15 protein-coding genes are annotated in these 14,392 nt (G+C 72.7%); 8 read left to right on the plus strand and 7 right to left on the minus strand.

Annotation, left to right across the window (positions count from 1 at the left end):
- The first annotated feature begins 143 nt into the window (after window positions 1–143).
- From VKA29_RS32170 to VKA29_RS32185, 4 genes are all read left to right on the plus strand, one after another.
- Window positions 144–1,163: an aldo/keto reductase gene (locus VKA29_RS32170; protein ID WP_324789549.1), complete on the plus strand. Its 1,020-nt coding sequence runs from the start codon at window positions 144–146 to the stop codon at window positions 1,161–1,163.
- Between the two features lie 144 nt (window positions 1,164–1,307).
- Window positions 1,308–2,213, plus strand: a complete 906-nt coding sequence (locus VKA29_RS32175; protein ID WP_324789550.1) for a PfkB family carbohydrate kinase — start codon at window positions 1,308–1,310, stop codon at window positions 2,211–2,213.
- Window positions 2,214–2,301: 88 nt separating this feature from the next.
- Entirely contained in the window at window positions 2,302–2,604 is a 303-nt protein-coding gene (locus VKA29_RS32180) for a DUF2945 domain-containing protein (protein WP_420718613.1), read from the plus strand.
- A 67-nt stretch (window positions 2,605–2,671) separates the two neighbouring features.
- A complete protein-coding gene (locus VKA29_RS32185) occupies window positions 2,672–3,157 on the plus strand; it encodes an MSMEG_6728 family protein (protein WP_324789551.1) in 486 nt (161 codons plus the stop codon).
- A gap of 29 nt (window positions 3,158–3,186) precedes the next feature.
- On the opposite strand, the gene VKA29_RS32190 is transcribed toward VKA29_RS32185, so the two are convergent.
- Entirely contained in the window at window positions 3,187–3,627 is a 441-nt protein-coding gene (locus VKA29_RS32190) for an OsmC family protein (RefSeq protein WP_324789552.1), read from the minus strand.
- Between the two features lie 93 nt (window positions 3,628–3,720).
- Window positions 3,721–3,897, minus strand: a complete 177-nt coding sequence (locus tag VKA29_RS32195; protein ID WP_324789553.1) for a hypothetical protein — start codon at window positions 3,895–3,897, stop codon at window positions 3,721–3,723.
- Between the two features lie 162 nt (window positions 3,898–4,059).
- On the opposite strand from VKA29_RS32195, the gene VKA29_RS32200 reads away from it, so the two are divergent.
- From VKA29_RS32200 to VKA29_RS32215, 4 genes are all read left to right on the plus strand, one after another.
- Window positions 4,060–4,539 carry a UBP-type zinc finger domain-containing protein gene (locus VKA29_RS32200; protein WP_324789635.1) on the plus strand — a complete coding sequence of 160 codons (480 nt, stop codon included), beginning with the start codon at window positions 4,060–4,062 and terminating at the stop codon, window positions 4,537–4,539.
- A gap of 1 nt (window position 4,540) precedes the next feature.
- On the plus strand, window positions 4,541–5,836 hold the full coding sequence (locus VKA29_RS32205; protein ID WP_324789554.1) for a phospholipase D-like domain-containing protein: 1,296 nt from the start codon (window positions 4,541–4,543) through the stop codon (window positions 5,834–5,836).
- Between the two features lie 107 nt (window positions 5,837–5,943).
- Window positions 5,944–6,414 carry a cation:proton antiporter regulatory subunit gene (locus tag VKA29_RS32210; protein ID WP_324789555.1) on the plus strand — a complete coding sequence of 157 codons (471 nt, stop codon included), beginning with the start codon at window positions 5,944–5,946 and terminating at the stop codon, window positions 6,412–6,414.
- Between the two features lie 6 nt (window positions 6,415–6,420).
- Entirely contained in the window at window positions 6,421–7,653 is a 1,233-nt protein-coding gene (locus VKA29_RS32215) for a cation:proton antiporter (protein WP_324789556.1), read from the plus strand.
- Between the two features lie 80 nt (window positions 7,654–7,733).
- On the opposite strand, the gene VKA29_RS32220 is transcribed toward VKA29_RS32215, so the two are convergent.
- From VKA29_RS32220 to VKA29_RS32240, 5 genes are all read right to left on the minus strand, one after another.
- Entirely contained in the window at window positions 7,734–9,311 is a 1,578-nt protein-coding gene (locus VKA29_RS32220) for a Rieske 2Fe-2S domain-containing protein (RefSeq protein ID WP_324789557.1), read from the minus strand.
- Between the two features lie 807 nt (window positions 9,312–10,118).
- Window positions 10,119–10,538, minus strand: coding sequence for an ATP-binding protein (locus tag VKA29_RS32225; RefSeq protein ID WP_324789636.1), 420 nt, complete (start codon window positions 10,536–10,538; stop codon window positions 10,119–10,121).
- 173 nt (window positions 10,539–10,711) lie between these two features.
- Complete coding sequence (locus VKA29_RS32230) at window positions 10,712–11,161, minus strand: response regulator (RefSeq protein ID WP_324789558.1); 450 nt, start codon at window positions 11,159–11,161, stop codon at window positions 10,712–10,714.
- Window positions 11,158–12,702, minus strand: a complete 1,545-nt coding sequence (locus tag VKA29_RS32235; RefSeq protein ID WP_324789637.1) for a sensor histidine kinase — start codon at window positions 12,700–12,702, stop codon at window positions 11,158–11,160. Before VKA29_RS32235 ends, VKA29_RS32230 begins: the two co-directional genes overlap by 4 nt.
- 109 nt (window positions 12,703–12,811) lie before the next feature.
- A complete protein-coding gene (locus VKA29_RS32240) occupies window positions 12,812–14,038 on the minus strand; it encodes a fused response regulator/phosphatase (RefSeq protein WP_324789559.1) in 1,227 nt (408 codons plus the stop codon).
- Window positions 14,039–14,392: the final 354 nt, after the last annotated feature.

The raw sequence follows: 14,392 nt of genomic DNA on the forward strand, positions 1-14,392 counted from the left end.
TCCTTCCACAGTCGGCCTTGCCAACCGGAACAACGTTCCGTATCTTCATTTCCGGAACAACGTTCCGCTTTCTCATGATGCCAGAGCGGGAACCCAGGGCCAAGCCGTGCCCGCACCCCGCCCCTTCCCGGAGGAACACAGCCATGCAGTACCGCACCCTGGGCCGCACCGGCGTTCAGGTCAGCTCCCTCGCGCTCGGCGCGATGAACTTCGGCAGGATCGGACGGACCACCCAGGACGAGGTCACCGCCCTCGTCGACACCGCCCTCGAGGCCGGGATCAACCTCATCGACACCGCCGACAAGTACGGCGACGGCGAATCGGAGGAGATGACCGGCAAGGCGATCGCCGGACGCCGCGACGACGTCGTGCTGGCCACGAAGGCCGGACTGCCCATGGGCGACCGGCGCAACAGCCGGGGAGGTTCGCGCCGTTGGCTGGTCACCGCGGTGGAGGACAGCCTGCGCCGGCTCGGCGTCGACCACATCGACCTGTACCAGATCCACCGGTGGGACCCGAGCACCGGAGACGAGGAGACCCTGTCGGCGCTGACCGACCTGCAACGCGCGGGCAAGATCCGCTACTTCGGCTCCTCGACCTTCCCGGCCCACCGCATCGTGCAGGCCCAGTGGGCGGCCCGCGAGCACCGCCTGGGCCGGTACGTCACCGAGCAGCCCGGCTATTCCGTCCTGCAGCGCGGGGCCGAGACCCATGTACTGCCGGTGACCGAGGAGTACGGCCTCGGCGTGCTGGTGTGGAGCCCGCTGGCCTCCGGCTGGCTGTCGGGCGCGATCCGCGAGGGCCGGGAGATCACCACCAATCGCTCGACGTTCATGCCGCAGCGGTTCGACACCGCCCTCCCCGCCGGCCGGGCCCGGCTCGACGCCGTCGAGCGGCTGGCCCGGATCGCCGACGAGGCCGGCCTGACCATGATCCAGCTCGCGCTCGGATTCGTGACCGCCCACCCGGCGGTGACCAGCGCGCTCATCGGGCCGCGCACGCAGGACCACCTGCGCGCGCAGCTCGCCGCCGCCGACACCGTGCTGTCCGCCGACGTCCTCGACGCGATCGACGCCGTGGTCGCCCCCGGCGTCGACCTCGCCCCGCACGAGAAGAACGACACCCCGCCCTCCCTCCTCGACCCGGCACTGCGCCGACGCTGACCGCCCCGCCACCCGCCCGCACACCCGCGCACCCGCACACCCGCGCACCCGCGCACCCGCGCACCCGGAAACGCCACGCGCGCACGACGGCCGTCCGTTCCTACACTGACGGCAGAACCGGGCGGGAGCCCCGGCGACGAGGAGGTGCGGCGGGTGACGTCGACGAGGCGGAAGCGGCCCGCGGGTCTCTTCGTCGGCCTGTGCACCCTGGACGTCATCCAGCTCGTCGACCGTCCTCCCGGCCCGGACGAGAAGGTGACCGCGCGGGAACAGGTCGTCGCCGCGGGAGGCCCGGCGGCGAACGCGGCGGCGGTCTTCAGCCACCTGGGCGGTACGGCCACGCTGGTCACCGCGATCGGCCGGCACTCCCTGGGCGTGGCCGCCGCGGCGGACCTCGCCCGGCTGGGCGTGCGCGTGACGGACCTGGCGGCCGACTCGCCCGTACCGCCGGCCGTGTCCTCGATCCTGGTGACCGCGTCCAGCGGGGAGCGCGCCGTCGCCTCGACCAACGCGGCGCGGCACCGGCTGCTCCCGCCCGACGGCCTCGACGAGCTGGTGGCCGGCTGCGACATCGTCGAGGCCGACGGCCACCATCCGCGGCTGGCGCTGGCGGCCGCCCGCGCCGCACGTGCCGCCGGCCGCCCGGTCCTCTACGACGGCGGAAGCTGGAAGGACGGCACCGACCGCCTGCTGCCCCTGACCGACGTCGCCGTCTGTTCGGCCGACTTCCACCCGCCCGGCACCGGCTCGCCCACCCAGGTGCTGGAGTACCTGCGGGCCCAGGGCGTCACCTGGTCGGCGGTCAGCCGCGGCGGGCGGTCCATCGTGTGGGCGGGACCCGAGGGAGGCGGCACCGTCGACGTGCCCGCCGTCCGCGTGGCGGACACCCTCGGCGCGGGGGACGTCCTGCACGGGGCCCTCGCCCACCACCTCGCCGTCCACGGCCCCCTGACGACGCGGGCCTTCGTCACGGCCCTGCGCGAAGCCGCCGCGCTCGCCTCGCAGGCGTGCGTGACCTTCGGCACCCGCGCCTGGATGCTCGGGCGGTGACCGGGAACCCGTCGAGGTGCGTCCCCGGGTGACCGCCGTCGGAGTGGACCGCGGACGTGCCCGACCCCGCCCGTGAGGAGGCCGGCCCATGGCGAAGGACCAGGACAGCTCGCCGAGGAAGGACCCGGAGAAGGCATCGAGGAAGCGATCGGACACGGGAGCGGAGAGGGGATCGGAGACGGAACCGCGCAAGGGCGACAAGGTCGCCTGGCGCACGCACGGCACCGAGACCACCGGCACCGTCGAGCGGAAGATCGCCGAGCGGACAAAGGCGGCCGGACGCACGGTCGACGCCTCGCCCGACGACCCCCAGTACCAGGTCCGCAGCGACAGGTCCGGCCGGTCGGCGGTGCACAGGCCGTCCGCCCTGAAGCGGAGGAAGCGGGCGTAGGCGCAGGCAGCGGGCCCGGACGCGGTGGACCTCCGCCGCCCTGCCGGCCCGGAACGGACACCGCCCCATGCAGACGTTTCTGCCCCACCCCGATTTCCGGCTGTCGGCGCTGGAACTCGACCGGCGCCGGCTGGGCAAGCAGCGCGTCGAGGCGCTGCAGGTGCTGCGCGGCCTGACCGTCCCCGGGTACGGATGGCGTCACCACCCCGCCGTGCGCATGTGGGCCGGCTACGAGGAGGCGCTCGTGCGCTACGGGCTGGAGGTCTGCCGGGTGTGGCGCGAACTGGGCCACCAGGACAGCTGCGCCGCCACCCTGGTGGCCGACTTCGCCGCCTTCCGCCCCGGCACTCCGCCGCGTGGCCAGGCGGAACTGGCGGCGGCCGGCGAGCTGCCGCCGTGGCTCGGCGACGAGGCGTTCCACCTCAGCCACCGGTCCGCCCTCGTCCGCAAGGACCCGGACGTCTACACCGCCAGGTTTCCCGGAGTGCCGGACGACCTGCCCTATGTCTGGCCGGACTCCGACCGGCGGCACGCGGACGGAGCCGGCCGCTGAGCGGGTCCGCGCGCGGCCACCGGCGGACCTCAGACGTCCTCGACCGCCGCCGTCACCGGCGTACCGGTCTCGACCGTGCGGCTGACCGTGCACAGCCGGTCGTGCGAGGTCCTGACCGCGCGGGGCAGGATCGCGCGGGCGCGGTCGGCGCCCGCGCCGTCCTCGAAGGCGACGGAGAAGGTGACCGTGAGGTCGGTCAGCCGGTTGCCGAGTTCGTCGTCGGTCTTCTGGCCGGTCACGGCGACGGAGAACCGGGTGGGTTCCGCGTGCCGGGTGGTGGCGAGGTCGACGTCGACCGCCGTGCACCCGCCCAGCGCGGCGAGCAGCAGTTCGACCGGGGTGAACTCCTCCGCGCCGTCGGGACCGGCACCGGTGCCGAAGCCGATCGTGCCGCCGCGGGCGTTGGTGGCGGTGAAGCGGCCGGGGCCGGTTCGCTCGACGGTGACGGAGCGCAGACTGTCGTCGGTCATGACCGCGACCCTAACGCGGACCTGCCGAGGACGTCCCGAGAAAACGTCCCGAGGGCTTCCCGGCGTCGCCCTCGGCCGTGCGGCGGCCCGGTGTCAGCGCCGGCGGCGCGGCACGGACCATCCGCTGCCGATGCCCGCCAGGTGCAGGGCCAGCGCGGTGAGGCCGAGCAGCATCACGTTGGTCGAGGTGAAGGTGTCGTTGGTCGCGATGTCGGCCGCGTTGATGAGAAAGGCGATGAAGAACAGGACCGCGGAGAAGATCGCCAGCACGGGGAGCCGTCCCTTCGGATCGTCGATTCCGTCACGGTGCGTGCGGTCCTGATGCCCCCGACGCGCCGGGGCACACGCCGCAACCGGAGGCCGGTCCGCGGCGGAATCACTGTCGGATGCCGGTCGGCCGGCGCGGACGAGGAGGACTGAGGAGTCGTGGACATGTGGAGGGTACGGCCGGACGGCGGCCGGCCGGAGGGGCGTGGCTGCGCCCACCTGGGCGGGTCCGCTCCCGTCGCGCTGCCGGAGCGCCCGCCGGGCTGCGCGCGGTGCGCGGCCCGCGGGCGGACCTGGCTGCACCTTCGGATGTGCCTGACCTGCGGGCACGTGGGCTGCTGCGACAGTTCCGCCGGAGCCCACGCGACCGCGCACTACGAGGAGACCGGGCACCCGGTGGCGTGCTCCGCCGAGCCCGGGGAGGTGTGGGCCTGGTGCTACGCGGACGAGGTCTATCTGGAGCCGGCGCCGGGCGCCCGCCCGGACCCGGCGCCCGGCGGCGGAAACGACACGCGCCGTACCCCCCGTACGGCCCGAACGGCCCGTTCGGGCCGTACGGGGGGTGATGCCGGGTATACGTACGCCCGCCCGCCGCGGACCCGGTCCGTGGCCGGCCCCGGAGCGGAGGAGGAGAGGAGCACGTGAGATGACCCTGCGGTCGGTGGAGACACCGGGCACGCCGTCGCCGAAGCCGGCGTCGCCCACGGCTGCGACGGCGACGGCTGCGACGGCGACGGCTGCGACTGGTGCGACTGCTGACGCGAGCGACGGCACGACGGACCGCGCACGCGTCCGCAAGCAGCGGCTGCGAAGACGGCTCGAACGCCTCATCGGCATCGCGGCGACGGAAGGCAACGACCTCACGCCGCTGCGCAACGGGGACGCCATCTTCCCGGCCATGCTGGAGGCGATCCGTTCGGCGCGGCACACGGTCGACATGATGACCTTCGTCTACTGGCGCGGCGAGATCGCCCACGAGTTCGCGGACGCCCTCGCCGAACGCGCCCGGGCCGGGCTGCGGGTGCGCCTCCTCCTCGACGGGTTCGGCGCCCAGAAGATCGAGCAGGACCTCCTGGACGCCATGGACGCCGCGGGCGTGCAGGTCGCGTGGTTCCGCAAGCCGGTGCGCCTGTCCCCGCTGAAGCAGAACCACCGCTGTCACCGCAAGGCCCTGGTCGTCGACGAGAGCACCGCCTTCACCGGAGGGGTCGGCATCGCCGAGGAGTGGTGCGGCGACGCGCGTCATCCCGGCGAGTGGCGGGACACCCACGTCCGGGTCAGGGGGCCGGCCGTCGACGGCATAGCCGCCGCCTTCGCGCAGAACTGGGCCGAGTGCCATGACACGCTCCACGACGAACGCGACCGCTTCATCGAGCACGAGCAGGTGGGCGGCGCGACCGTCCAGGTGGTGCGGGGCTCGGCCGCCTTCGGCTGGCAGGACATGCAGACGCTGATCCGGGTGGTGCTGGCGTCCGTGGAGGAACGTTTCCGGCTGTCCACCGCCTACTTCGCCCCCGACGACTACTTCGTCGGCCTCCTGGCGGACACCGCACGGCGCGGGGTGCGGGTGCAGATCCTGCTGCCCGGCCCGCACACCGACCAGCGGGCCTGCCGGCTGGCCGGACAGCAGCACTACGAGACGCTGCTGGCGGCGGGCGTCGAGATCCGCGAGTACCAGCCGACCATGCTCCACACGAAGATCATGACGGTGGACGGCGTCGCGTCGCTGATCGGATCCACCAACTTCAACCGGCGTTCGCTGGAGCACGACGAGGAGGTCATGCTCGCGGTCCTGGACGAGGAGTTCACCGCGGCCCTGGACCGCGACTTCGACGCGGACCGCGACCGCAGCGCCCCGGTGGACCTCGACCGGTGGCGGCGCCGGTCGCTCCTGCAGCGGGCCCGGGAGACCGCCGTCACCCCGATCAGACGGTTCCTGTAGACCGGCCCGGCCCCGGTTCCCCGACACCACTCGATAAGGTGTCATTAAAGAATCACCAAAGAAACACCCAAGTCTCGAACAGGGGGGCAGCCGTGGGCGCCGCGCGCATGAGCAGTACGCCGTTGCCGGGCATCGGGGTCCGTTACGACCTGACCACGCGGGAGCAGCAGCGCCTGTCCGTGGTCGCGCACCGGGACGGCGCGCGGACCCTCAGCGCGTACCGCGAGGACGATCCCGACGCCTGCGCGCTGTCCGTACGGCTGTCGGCCGGGGAGGCGGAGGCGCTGGTCGGCGCGCTGATGCCCGCGCACCACAGGGCGGGGCTGCTGTCGACGACCGAGCTGGGGCTGGTGGCCGAGCGGATCGAACTGGCCGCCACCTCGCACTGGAACGGGCGGCTGCTCGGCGACACCCGCATGCGGACGCAGACCGGGGTGTCGATCGTGGCCGTGCTGCGCCTGGCCGAGGCGGTGCCCTCACCGGGACCGGACTTCCGGCTGGCCGGCGGCGACACCCTCATCGTCATCGGCACCCGTGAGGGCGTGGAGGCTGCCGCCGCGATCCTCGGTCGGGAGTGATCCGGCATGCACTCCTCCGCCGTCTTCCTCATCGAATTCGGGGCGATCATCCTCGCCCTGGGGCTGCTGGGCCGGCTCGCCGGACGGTTCCGGTTCTCCCCCATCCCGCTGTACCTGCTCGCCGGGCTCGCCTTCGGGCAGGGCGGCCTGCTGCCGCTGGACAGCAGTGGGGAGTTCGTGGCGATCGGCGCCGAGATCGGCGTCATCCTTCTGCTGCTCATGCTGGGCCTGGAGTACACCGCCAGTGACCTGGTGTCCAACCTCAGGACGCAGTACCCGGCGGGGCTGGTCGACGCCGCGCTGAACGCCGTGCCCGGCGCCGTGGCGGCGCTGCTGCTGGGCTGGGGTCCGGTGGCCGCGGTGGTGCTGGCCGGGGTGACGTGGGTGTCGTCGTCCGGGGTTATCGCCAAGGTGCTCGGCGATCTCGGGCGGCTGGGCAACCGGGAGACCCCGGTGATCCTCAGCATCCTGGTCCTGGAAGACCTCTCGATGGCCGTGTACCTGCCGATCATCACCGCCCTGCTGGCCGGGACGGGGCTGGCGTCCGGCAGTGTCACGCTGGCGGTCGCCCTCGGTGCGGCCGGACTGGTGCTGGTGGCGGCGGTGCGGTTCGGCCGGCACATCTCACGGTTCGTCTCCAGCGACGATCCGGAGAAGCTGCTGCTGGTGGTGCTGGGGCTGACCCTGCTGATCGCCGGGCTCGCGCAGGAGCTGCAGGTCTCCGCCGCCGTCGGCGCCTTCCTGGTGGGCATCGCGCTGTCCGGCGAGGTCGCCGAGGGCGCGCACAACCTGCTGGCCCCGCTGCGGGACCTGTTCGCCGCCGTGTTCTTCGTCTTCTTCGGCCTGCACACGGACCCCTCCAGCATTCCGCCGGTACTGCTGCCCGCCCTCGCGCTGGCCGTCGTCACCGCGCTGACGAAGATCGCCACCGGTTACCTGGCGGCGAGGCGGGCCGGCGTCTCGGCCAGGGGGCGCTGGCGGGCGGGCGGCGCCCTCGTCGCGCGCGGCGAGTTCTCCATCGTCATCGCCGGACTCGCCGTCACCGCCGGGGTGGAGCCCTCCCTGGGCCCGCTCGCCACGGCGTACGTGCTCATCCTGGTCGTCGTGGGCCCGCTCACCGCCCGCTGGACCGAGCCGGTGGCGCTCCGTCTGACCTCCCGCCTGAGCGGCCCCGCCCCGGCGGCCGAACCCCGGCCCGCGACCGTGCCCGTGCTCGCGGAGCCGAACGAGAGCGACTGAGGCGGGCTCCGGCGAGCTGCGTCATGTCAGACGGTCCATCGAACCGGGCCGAGCCGGGGAGGGCACATCACGCAAATTGATCACGACTCGATACGCGCCCTCGCGGTGGGGCCGGAGGGCGAGGTGGCGGGCGTGGCACGGATGTCATGGTTGTCCGCGGTCAGGCAGCGGCCGGTGGGAAGGTCGTAGCGCCAGCCGTGCATGGTGCAGGTGAGCACGTCGTCCTCGATGCGTCCGAACCGGCTGAGGTCGGCCTGCTGGTGCGGGCAGCGGCGCTGTACTCGCCAGCCGTCGAGCTCGATGTCCTCGTTGTCCTCCTGGGCGGCGGCGTAGTAGTTCTCCACGAAGTCGATGCGCTCGTCGGACAGGCACTTGAAGAACGTGTACACGAACTCGTTGTAGGGACCGATCCGGCTCGCGCGGAACCGCAACGAGAGCAGGATGCTGTTGGACCAGTCGACCTCGCGTCGCGCGATGTTGGTGGCCACCAGGTCGCCGGTGGTGGACAACGTATAGCGGCAGGATTCTCCGTCCCACAGGCGGACCTGCCGCGCGGGGAAGTCGATCACGATCGGGATGTCGTCGACATCCAGCCGCAACGGGCCGCCGACGCCGGCGCAGATGCGGTCCGCACGGGCCAGCAGCGGTTCCCACCACTGTTTCAGCGCCGCGACGAGTCGTTCCCGGGGCAGAGCCGGGGCACGCGACGCGCGTTCGGCCGCGAGGCAGGGCTGCCGCCTGCGGGCGTACTCCCGCAGGTACTCGCGCTTGTTGCCGAAGATGTAGTCGATCTGCTCTGCGGTGTGGCCGTGGATCACCTTGCAGTCGCTCCCGCTCACTTCGGCGACGCTGTCCGGCAGCATCAGGTGCGCCGACAGCCCGGGCCGTTCCTCGGCGAGTTGCTCAAGGAACTCCCGCTGGTCGGTGAAGATGCTCTCCCCGTCGAGTCCGGTGCCGTTGAAGTCGAACAGGCCGTCGTCGAGAAAGCACGGCGGCCCGGAGTTGGGGAACACATGCTTCGCCTGCACCGCGTCGATGTAGCGCACCGCCCGGTCGAACTGCCCCTGGCGTTTGCGGGCGGCGAACTCCCGCTTCGCCTTCTGCGGCATCTGGTACACCATGGGGTACCAGATCGCGCCGGAGACCTGCAGGAAGTACGCGTCGACCTCGCCGAACGCGCGGATCGCCGGAATGTCGAGCGGGTGAGCGTCGTTCTGGTTCAGCAGTACCGTCTCGCCGTCGTCCAGTGACAGCGCAGAGTCCCCGATGGGGCCGTCGCCGGGTCCGGTCAGAGCGGTGATCATGATCCGCAGCCCGTCCCGCTCGACAGGCGAGCCGCTGCGCGTGCGCAGAAAGTTCGTGAACCCCAGTCCACGCAGCTCGCGCTCCAGCTCATCGGTGGCGAACGCGGGCAGCAGCACGGTGACGTCCTTGCGCACGTTCTTGCTCAGGTTCTCCGCGTCGAAGTGGTCCCTGTGCAGGTGCGACACGTAAAGGTAGTCGGCTGCGCCCCCGTAGTACGCCCAGTCCAGATCACTGTTGTCCGGAAACGGGAACCACGACCCGAAGAAGGCCGGGTTGACCCAGGGATCGCACAGCACCGACCCCGCCGCTGTCTCGATGAACAGTCCCGCATGTCCTAGCCCAGTCACACGCATGTCCGTCAGCACCCCAATGTCTCAGCAGTCCACTCGCCCCGGTGTCACGGGAGGTGGGTCGACGGCTACAACGTTGGTGGGAGTTCCGTGAGAGCGCACCCGCTGCGCGCGGCTGCCTCACCGGCGGCAGACACGGATCCGCAGGTCAGAACGATTGTGGGCCGGCGCAGGTTCTCCTTGCTGCCATCCCCCGGACAGTCGAACCACCGCCGGATCGGCCCGCCGGACAGGCGCAGCAGGAGGCGGAGCGTCGGCTCGGTGAGATGTACCCGCGTCCGCGAGCCGGCGGCTCGGGTACGACGAGCAGCTCCACGTCGTCCCCGTCCTCGCCGGGTGAGCCAGAGGCGGTCGCGGGCCCAGTCCACGAGGTCGCCGGCGTAGCCGGTCCTCGGGGGTTCTCGCCGTAGGCGACCGCGAGGTAGCGTCCGCCGCACCACTCCGGTCCGCGCCGGTCGCCGTCCGCCTCCGCGAGGCGGCGCAGCGCTTCGTCCACGTCCATGCCGCGCGGTCTGCCGGCACGGCGCACCCGGCCCGGCGGCGGGATTCCCCGTGGGACACCCCGCAGCGGCGTCGCCGCCGGCTCGGGGATCGAGGGCAACGCCGCTGGGGTGCCGGGTCTTCGCCATTACCTGCCCCGGCGTCCAGGCGTCTGCCCGGGCACCGTGCCGTCATGCTCGGCCGAACGGAGGAACACCGGCCACGGTGAAGTCAGGGCCGGGCCGACAGGGATCAGCGCCGGGCCCGGGGACACAGGCCGTCGGCGTCGGGGTCGGGGACACAGGCCGTCGGCGCCGCCCCGGGGCGGTTTCAGGCGGCCGGCGGGTGGTCGGCCGCGCCGTGGGGCGTGTCGCGCAGGGGGATCCGTACCGTGACGCGCTTGCCCACCGGCTCGCGTGTCACCTCGTAGGACTCCACCAGGGCCAGCACGATCTCCAGGCCGTGCCGGCCGAGGCGCTCCGGGTCCGGGGCCTGCGGCGCCGGCAGCCGCTGGTCGGAGTCCCAGACCGCGAGCTCGACCGTGTCCCCGGCGATCCGCAGGTCCAGCAGCACGGGGCCGGGCGCGTACTTGCGGGCGTTGGTGACCAGCTCGCTCACCACCAGCCGGGTCACGTCCACCGCGCGCACGGACACCGGCACCCCGTGCCGGGACCGCGCTCTGCCGAGGAACGCGCCCGCCACGCGGCGGGCCTCGGCGATGGAACCGTCGTCCCCGTCGAAGCCCGCCATCGCCTGGATCCGCTCAGCACCCTGAGCGGTGCCGTCCTCGTCCGGGGACGTCGGCTCCGTAAAGCCCGCCTTCACCACGCTCACGCCGTCCCTTCTACCCCCGTCGGCCCAAGCATGCGTTCCCGACCCGATCGGCTCACGGATCGAGACGCATCTCACCCGCGCGGGTGCGCTCAGCCGTGGCTGCGGGGCAGGCGCACCACCTGGACGAAGAAGTCGTCGATCTGGCGGACCGCCGCGATGAACTGGTCGAGGTCCACCGGCTTGGTGACGTAGGCGTTGGCGTGCAGCTTGTAGCTGCGCAGGATGTCCTCCTCCGCGGCGGAGGTGGTGAGCACCACCACGGGGATGTGGGAGAGGTCCGGGTCGGACTTGATGTTCTCCAGCACCTGCCGGCCGTCGTACTTGGGCAGGTTCAGGTCCAGCAGGATGAGGTCCGGTGTCGGCGCGTCCGCGTGCTCGCCGCGCCGGTAGAGGAAGTCGAGCGCCTCTTCGCCGTCGCGGACCACGTGCAGCGTATTGCCGATCTTGTTGTCCTCGAAGGCCTCCCGCGTCATCAGCTCGTCACCGGGGTCGTCCTCCACCAGGAGGACGTCGATCGGGGTGGCGCCGGGCTCGGTCATGTCAGGGCCTTTTCGTCGGTGTCGTGAGGCACGTGGTCGCCGGCCTCGGCGGTGAGCGGCAGGGTGAAGCGGAAGCGGGTGCCGTCGGTGTGGCCGGGGTCGATCCATATCCGGCCGCCGTGGTACTCGACGATCTTCTTGCACAGGGCGAGTCCTATGCCCGTGCCCCCGTAGGCGTCCCGGCTGTGCAGCCGCTGGAAGATCACGAAGACCTTCTCGGCGAACTCCTGCGGGACGCCGATGCCGTTGTCGGTGACGCTCAGCAGCCAGCTGCCTGGGCTCTCGGCGCTCTCCTCGCAGGTGATGCGGATGTCCGGGGGGCGGTCGGGGTGGCTGAACTTGACGGCGTTGCCGATCAGGTTCTGCCACAGCATGGCCAGCAGCATCGGGTCCCCGATCACCCGGGGGAGCTTCTCCGGGCGTTCGACGCGCGCCCGCGCCTCGGTGACGGCGGTGTCCAGGTTGGCCAGCGCCTTGTCCAGCGCCTGGTCGAGCTCGACCGGCAGGTGGGCGTCGTTGACCCGGCCGACCCGGGAGAAGGTGAGCAGGTCGTTGATGAGCACCTGCATGCGTTTGGCGCCGTCGACGGCGAAGGCGATGTACTGCAGGCCGCGCTCGTCCAGCTGGTCGCCGTACCGCTTCTCCAGCAGTTGGCAGAAGGAGGCCACCTTGCGCAGCGGCTCCTGGAGGTCGTGCGAGGCGACGTAGGCGAACTGCTCCAGTTCCGCGTTGGAGCGGCGCAGCTCCACGGCCTGGACGTCGAGGTCGGCGGCCTGCCGGGTGAGGAGGTCCTGCTGGGTGCGGGAGGCGTCGAGTTCGGCGACGATCCGCTGCCGCATGTCCTCCACGGCCGCGGCGACGGCGGTGACGTCCTTCGGCCCCCCGCCCGTGATGACGTGGCTGAACTCGCCGCGTGCGACCCGGCGGGAGGAGTCGCGCAGCGCCTCCAGCGGGCGGGCGACCAGCAGCCGGATGAGCACCGTCAGCACCGCGCCGGTGAGCAGGAACAGGACCACCAGCGCGGTGAGGACCACCGCGCGGACGGTCCGCTGGTGTGCCAGCCGTTCCTTCTCGTCGTGCACGGCCCGGGTGAGGTCGGCGGTCTGCGCGGCCCACTGGGCGCGCACCTTGTCGAAGGCCTTCCGGCCCCGTTCCGCGGTCGCCCTGTCGATCGTCCCCGGCTGTCCCTCGGTGACGTCGGCGATCAGCGGCTCGGCGTAGGTGCGGCGCCAGGTGTCCGCGTTCCGCTCCACCGACCGCAGGTCCTTCAGGAGGGCGGGCCGGTCACCGACGAGCGCCCGCAGGCGGGCGGCCGAGCGGGCCTCGTCCCGCCTGCCCCGGGAGTACGGTTCGAGGAACTGCCGGTCGGCTGCGATGGCGTAGCCGCGCACGCCGGTCTCCTGGTCGACCAGGGCCGCCTGCAGCCGGTACGCCTCGGTCTGGGCCGGCAGGACGCGGTCGGTCAGCCGGTCGGTGATGTCCGCGGTCTGCCCGAGCAGCCGCGCGCCGACGACGGTGCCGACCACCACCAGCACCATCATCAGGGCCACCACCAGCTGGAACCAGCCCAGCACCGTCAGCCGGGGGCCGCCCGGCGGCCCGCTCGTCCTGTCGCTCACACGCACACTCCGACCCGTTCGTCCGGCTCGTTCAGTTCCAGCTCAGATGCAGGACGGCGACGTCGTCGTCGAGACCGCCCTGTTGTTCCGCCAGCTCCTCCGCGCGCTGGATCAGCCCGTCGACGAAGTCCTCCGGCGCCAGCCCGGCCGTCTCCCTGGCCAGCCGCAGCAGCCCCTGCTCGCCGAGGCGCTCCGGCCCGCGTCCGACGTACCCCTCGAACAGGCCGTCGGTGAACAGCACCACCGCCGCTCCGGGCGGCACGTGGAGCCGCTCGACCGGCCACCGGGCCCGGCCGGGTACCACGCCGAGGGCCGGCCCGGCCGGCACCTCCACCCATTCCACGCGCGTGTCCGGCGTGCGCAGCAGCATCCCCGGGTGCCCGGCGCGGGTGATACGGGCCCGGCGTTCGCCCGGCGCCGCGGTGAGGGTGGCCAGCGTGGCGAACACCTCGGTGCGGGCCCGTTCGGCGACGAGGATCTCCTCGAGCCGCGCGACCTGCTCGGCGCCGGTGACACCGCTGAGCACGAGGGTGCGCCAGGCGATGCGCAGGGCCACGCCCAGGGCGGCCTCGTCCGGTCCGTGTCCGGACACGTCGCCGATCAGTGCGTGCACGGTGCCTTCCGTGCTCTGCACTATGTCGAAGAAGTCGCCGCCCAGCAGTGCCTGGGAACGGCCGGGGCGGTAGCGCGCCACGACCTCGACGCCGTCGCCGCGCAGCAGCGGGCGCGGCAGCAGGCCGCGTTCCAGGCGGGCGTTCTCCCGGGCCTGGAGCTGGCTGGCGCGCAGTGCCACGGCCGCCCGTTCGGCCTGCTTGCGCTGGATGGCGTAGCGCACGGCCCGGCCGAAGAGGTCCGGCTCGACCCGCCCCTTGACCAGGTAGTCCTGGGCGCCGGCCGCCACCGCGGCCAGGCCGGTCTCCTCCTCGGCCAGTCCGGTGAGGACCACCACGGCCACCTGGTCGGCGTGCGCCCGGATCTGCGAGACCGCCTCCAGCCCGTGGGCGTCGGGGAGGTTGAGGTCCAGCAGCACGCAGTCCGGGTTCTCCCGCAGCAGGGCGTCGCGGGCGTCGGTCATCGAACGGACCCACCGCAGCCGTATCCGCAGGGCGCTGTCGGCGACCAGTTCCTCCACCAGCAGCGCGTCGCCGGGGTCGTCCTCGACCAGCAGCACCACCGGCTCCCGCCACTGCCACGGCACCCCGACGTCGACGCGGACGGCAGAGGCCGACCCGGCAGCCCTCGGCCGCGACGTCACCATTGTCCTGCCTTCCCCGCCTCGTGTCCGCCCCGACCGTTGTCGGCCGACAACAGTCGGGAGCATACTCGCGTCCCGATCTCCGTGCCGCACCGTCCGGGCACCTCCGTACCTCCCGACCTGTGCTTCCGCTCCCCTTCCCGGCCGTTCCCGGTAGGCCGGGGCGCCGGGCGCGGCGGGCCCCCCGGGCGCGGCCGGAGGGGGAAACGTACCGAACCCGGGCGGAGGGGGAAACGTACCGAACCCGGGCGGAGGCCGGGGCACGACCGAGCCCCGCCAGGGGCGTCGGCTCCCGGCGGGGCGCGGAAAGGCACGGGGACGCGGTCCGCGGCATGCGGCCGCGGCCCGGTGGACCGG

The organism is Streptomyces sp. H51 (genome assembly GCF_035656535.1).
Lineage (GTDB): Bacteria > Actinomycetota > Actinomycetes > Streptomycetales > Streptomycetaceae > Streptomyces.

What these genes read in the sequence shown, in the direction of transcription:
- VKA29_RS32205 (WP_324789554.1), top strand. Translation starts at nt 4,541, where the DNA reads ATGACCCTGCGGTCGGTGGAGACACCGGGCACGCCGTCGCCGAAGCCG.
- VKA29_RS32185 (WP_324789551.1), top strand. Translation starts at nt 2,672, where the DNA reads ATGCAGACGTTTCTGCCCCACCCCGATTTCCGGCTGTCGGCGCTGGAA.
- VKA29_RS32190 (WP_324789552.1), bottom strand. Translation starts at nt 3,627, where the DNA reads ATGACCGACGACAGTCTGCGCTCCGTCACCGTCGAGCGAACCGGCCCC.
- VKA29_RS32215 (WP_324789556.1), top strand. Translation starts at nt 6,421, where the DNA reads ATGCACTCCTCCGCCGTCTTCCTCATCGAATTCGGGGCGATCATCCTC.
- VKA29_RS32180 (WP_420718613.1), top strand. Translation starts at nt 2,302, where the DNA reads ATGGCGAAGGACCAGGACAGCTCGCCGAGGAAGGACCCGGAGAAGGCA.
- VKA29_RS32230 (WP_324789558.1), bottom strand. Translation starts at nt 11,161, where the DNA reads ATGACCGAGCCCGGCGCCACCCCGATCGACGTCCTCCTGGTGGAGGAC.
- VKA29_RS32200 (WP_324789635.1), top strand. Translation starts at nt 4,060, where the DNA reads ATGTGGAGGGTACGGCCGGACGGCGGCCGGCCGGAGGGGCGTGGCTGC.
- VKA29_RS32225 (WP_324789636.1), bottom strand. Translation starts at nt 10,538, where the DNA reads ATGGCGGGCTTCGACGGGGACGACGGTTCCATCGCCGAGGCCCGCCGC.
- VKA29_RS32170 (WP_324789549.1), top strand. Translation starts at nt 144, where the DNA reads ATGCAGTACCGCACCCTGGGCCGCACCGGCGTTCAGGTCAGCTCCCTC.
- VKA29_RS32235 (WP_324789637.1), bottom strand. Translation starts at nt 12,702, where the DNA reads ATGATGGTGCTGGTGGTGGTCGGCACCGTCGTCGGCGCGCGGCTGCTC.
- VKA29_RS32240 (WP_324789559.1), bottom strand. Translation starts at nt 14,038, where the DNA reads ATGGTGACGTCGCGGCCGAGGGCTGCCGGGTCGGCCTCTGCCGTCCGC.
- VKA29_RS32220 (WP_324789557.1), bottom strand. Translation starts at nt 9,311, where the DNA reads ATGCGTGTGACTGGGCTAGGACATGCGGGACTGTTCATCGAGACAGCG.
- VKA29_RS32210 (WP_324789555.1), top strand. Translation starts at nt 5,944, where the DNA reads ATGAGCAGTACGCCGTTGCCGGGCATCGGGGTCCGTTACGACCTGACC.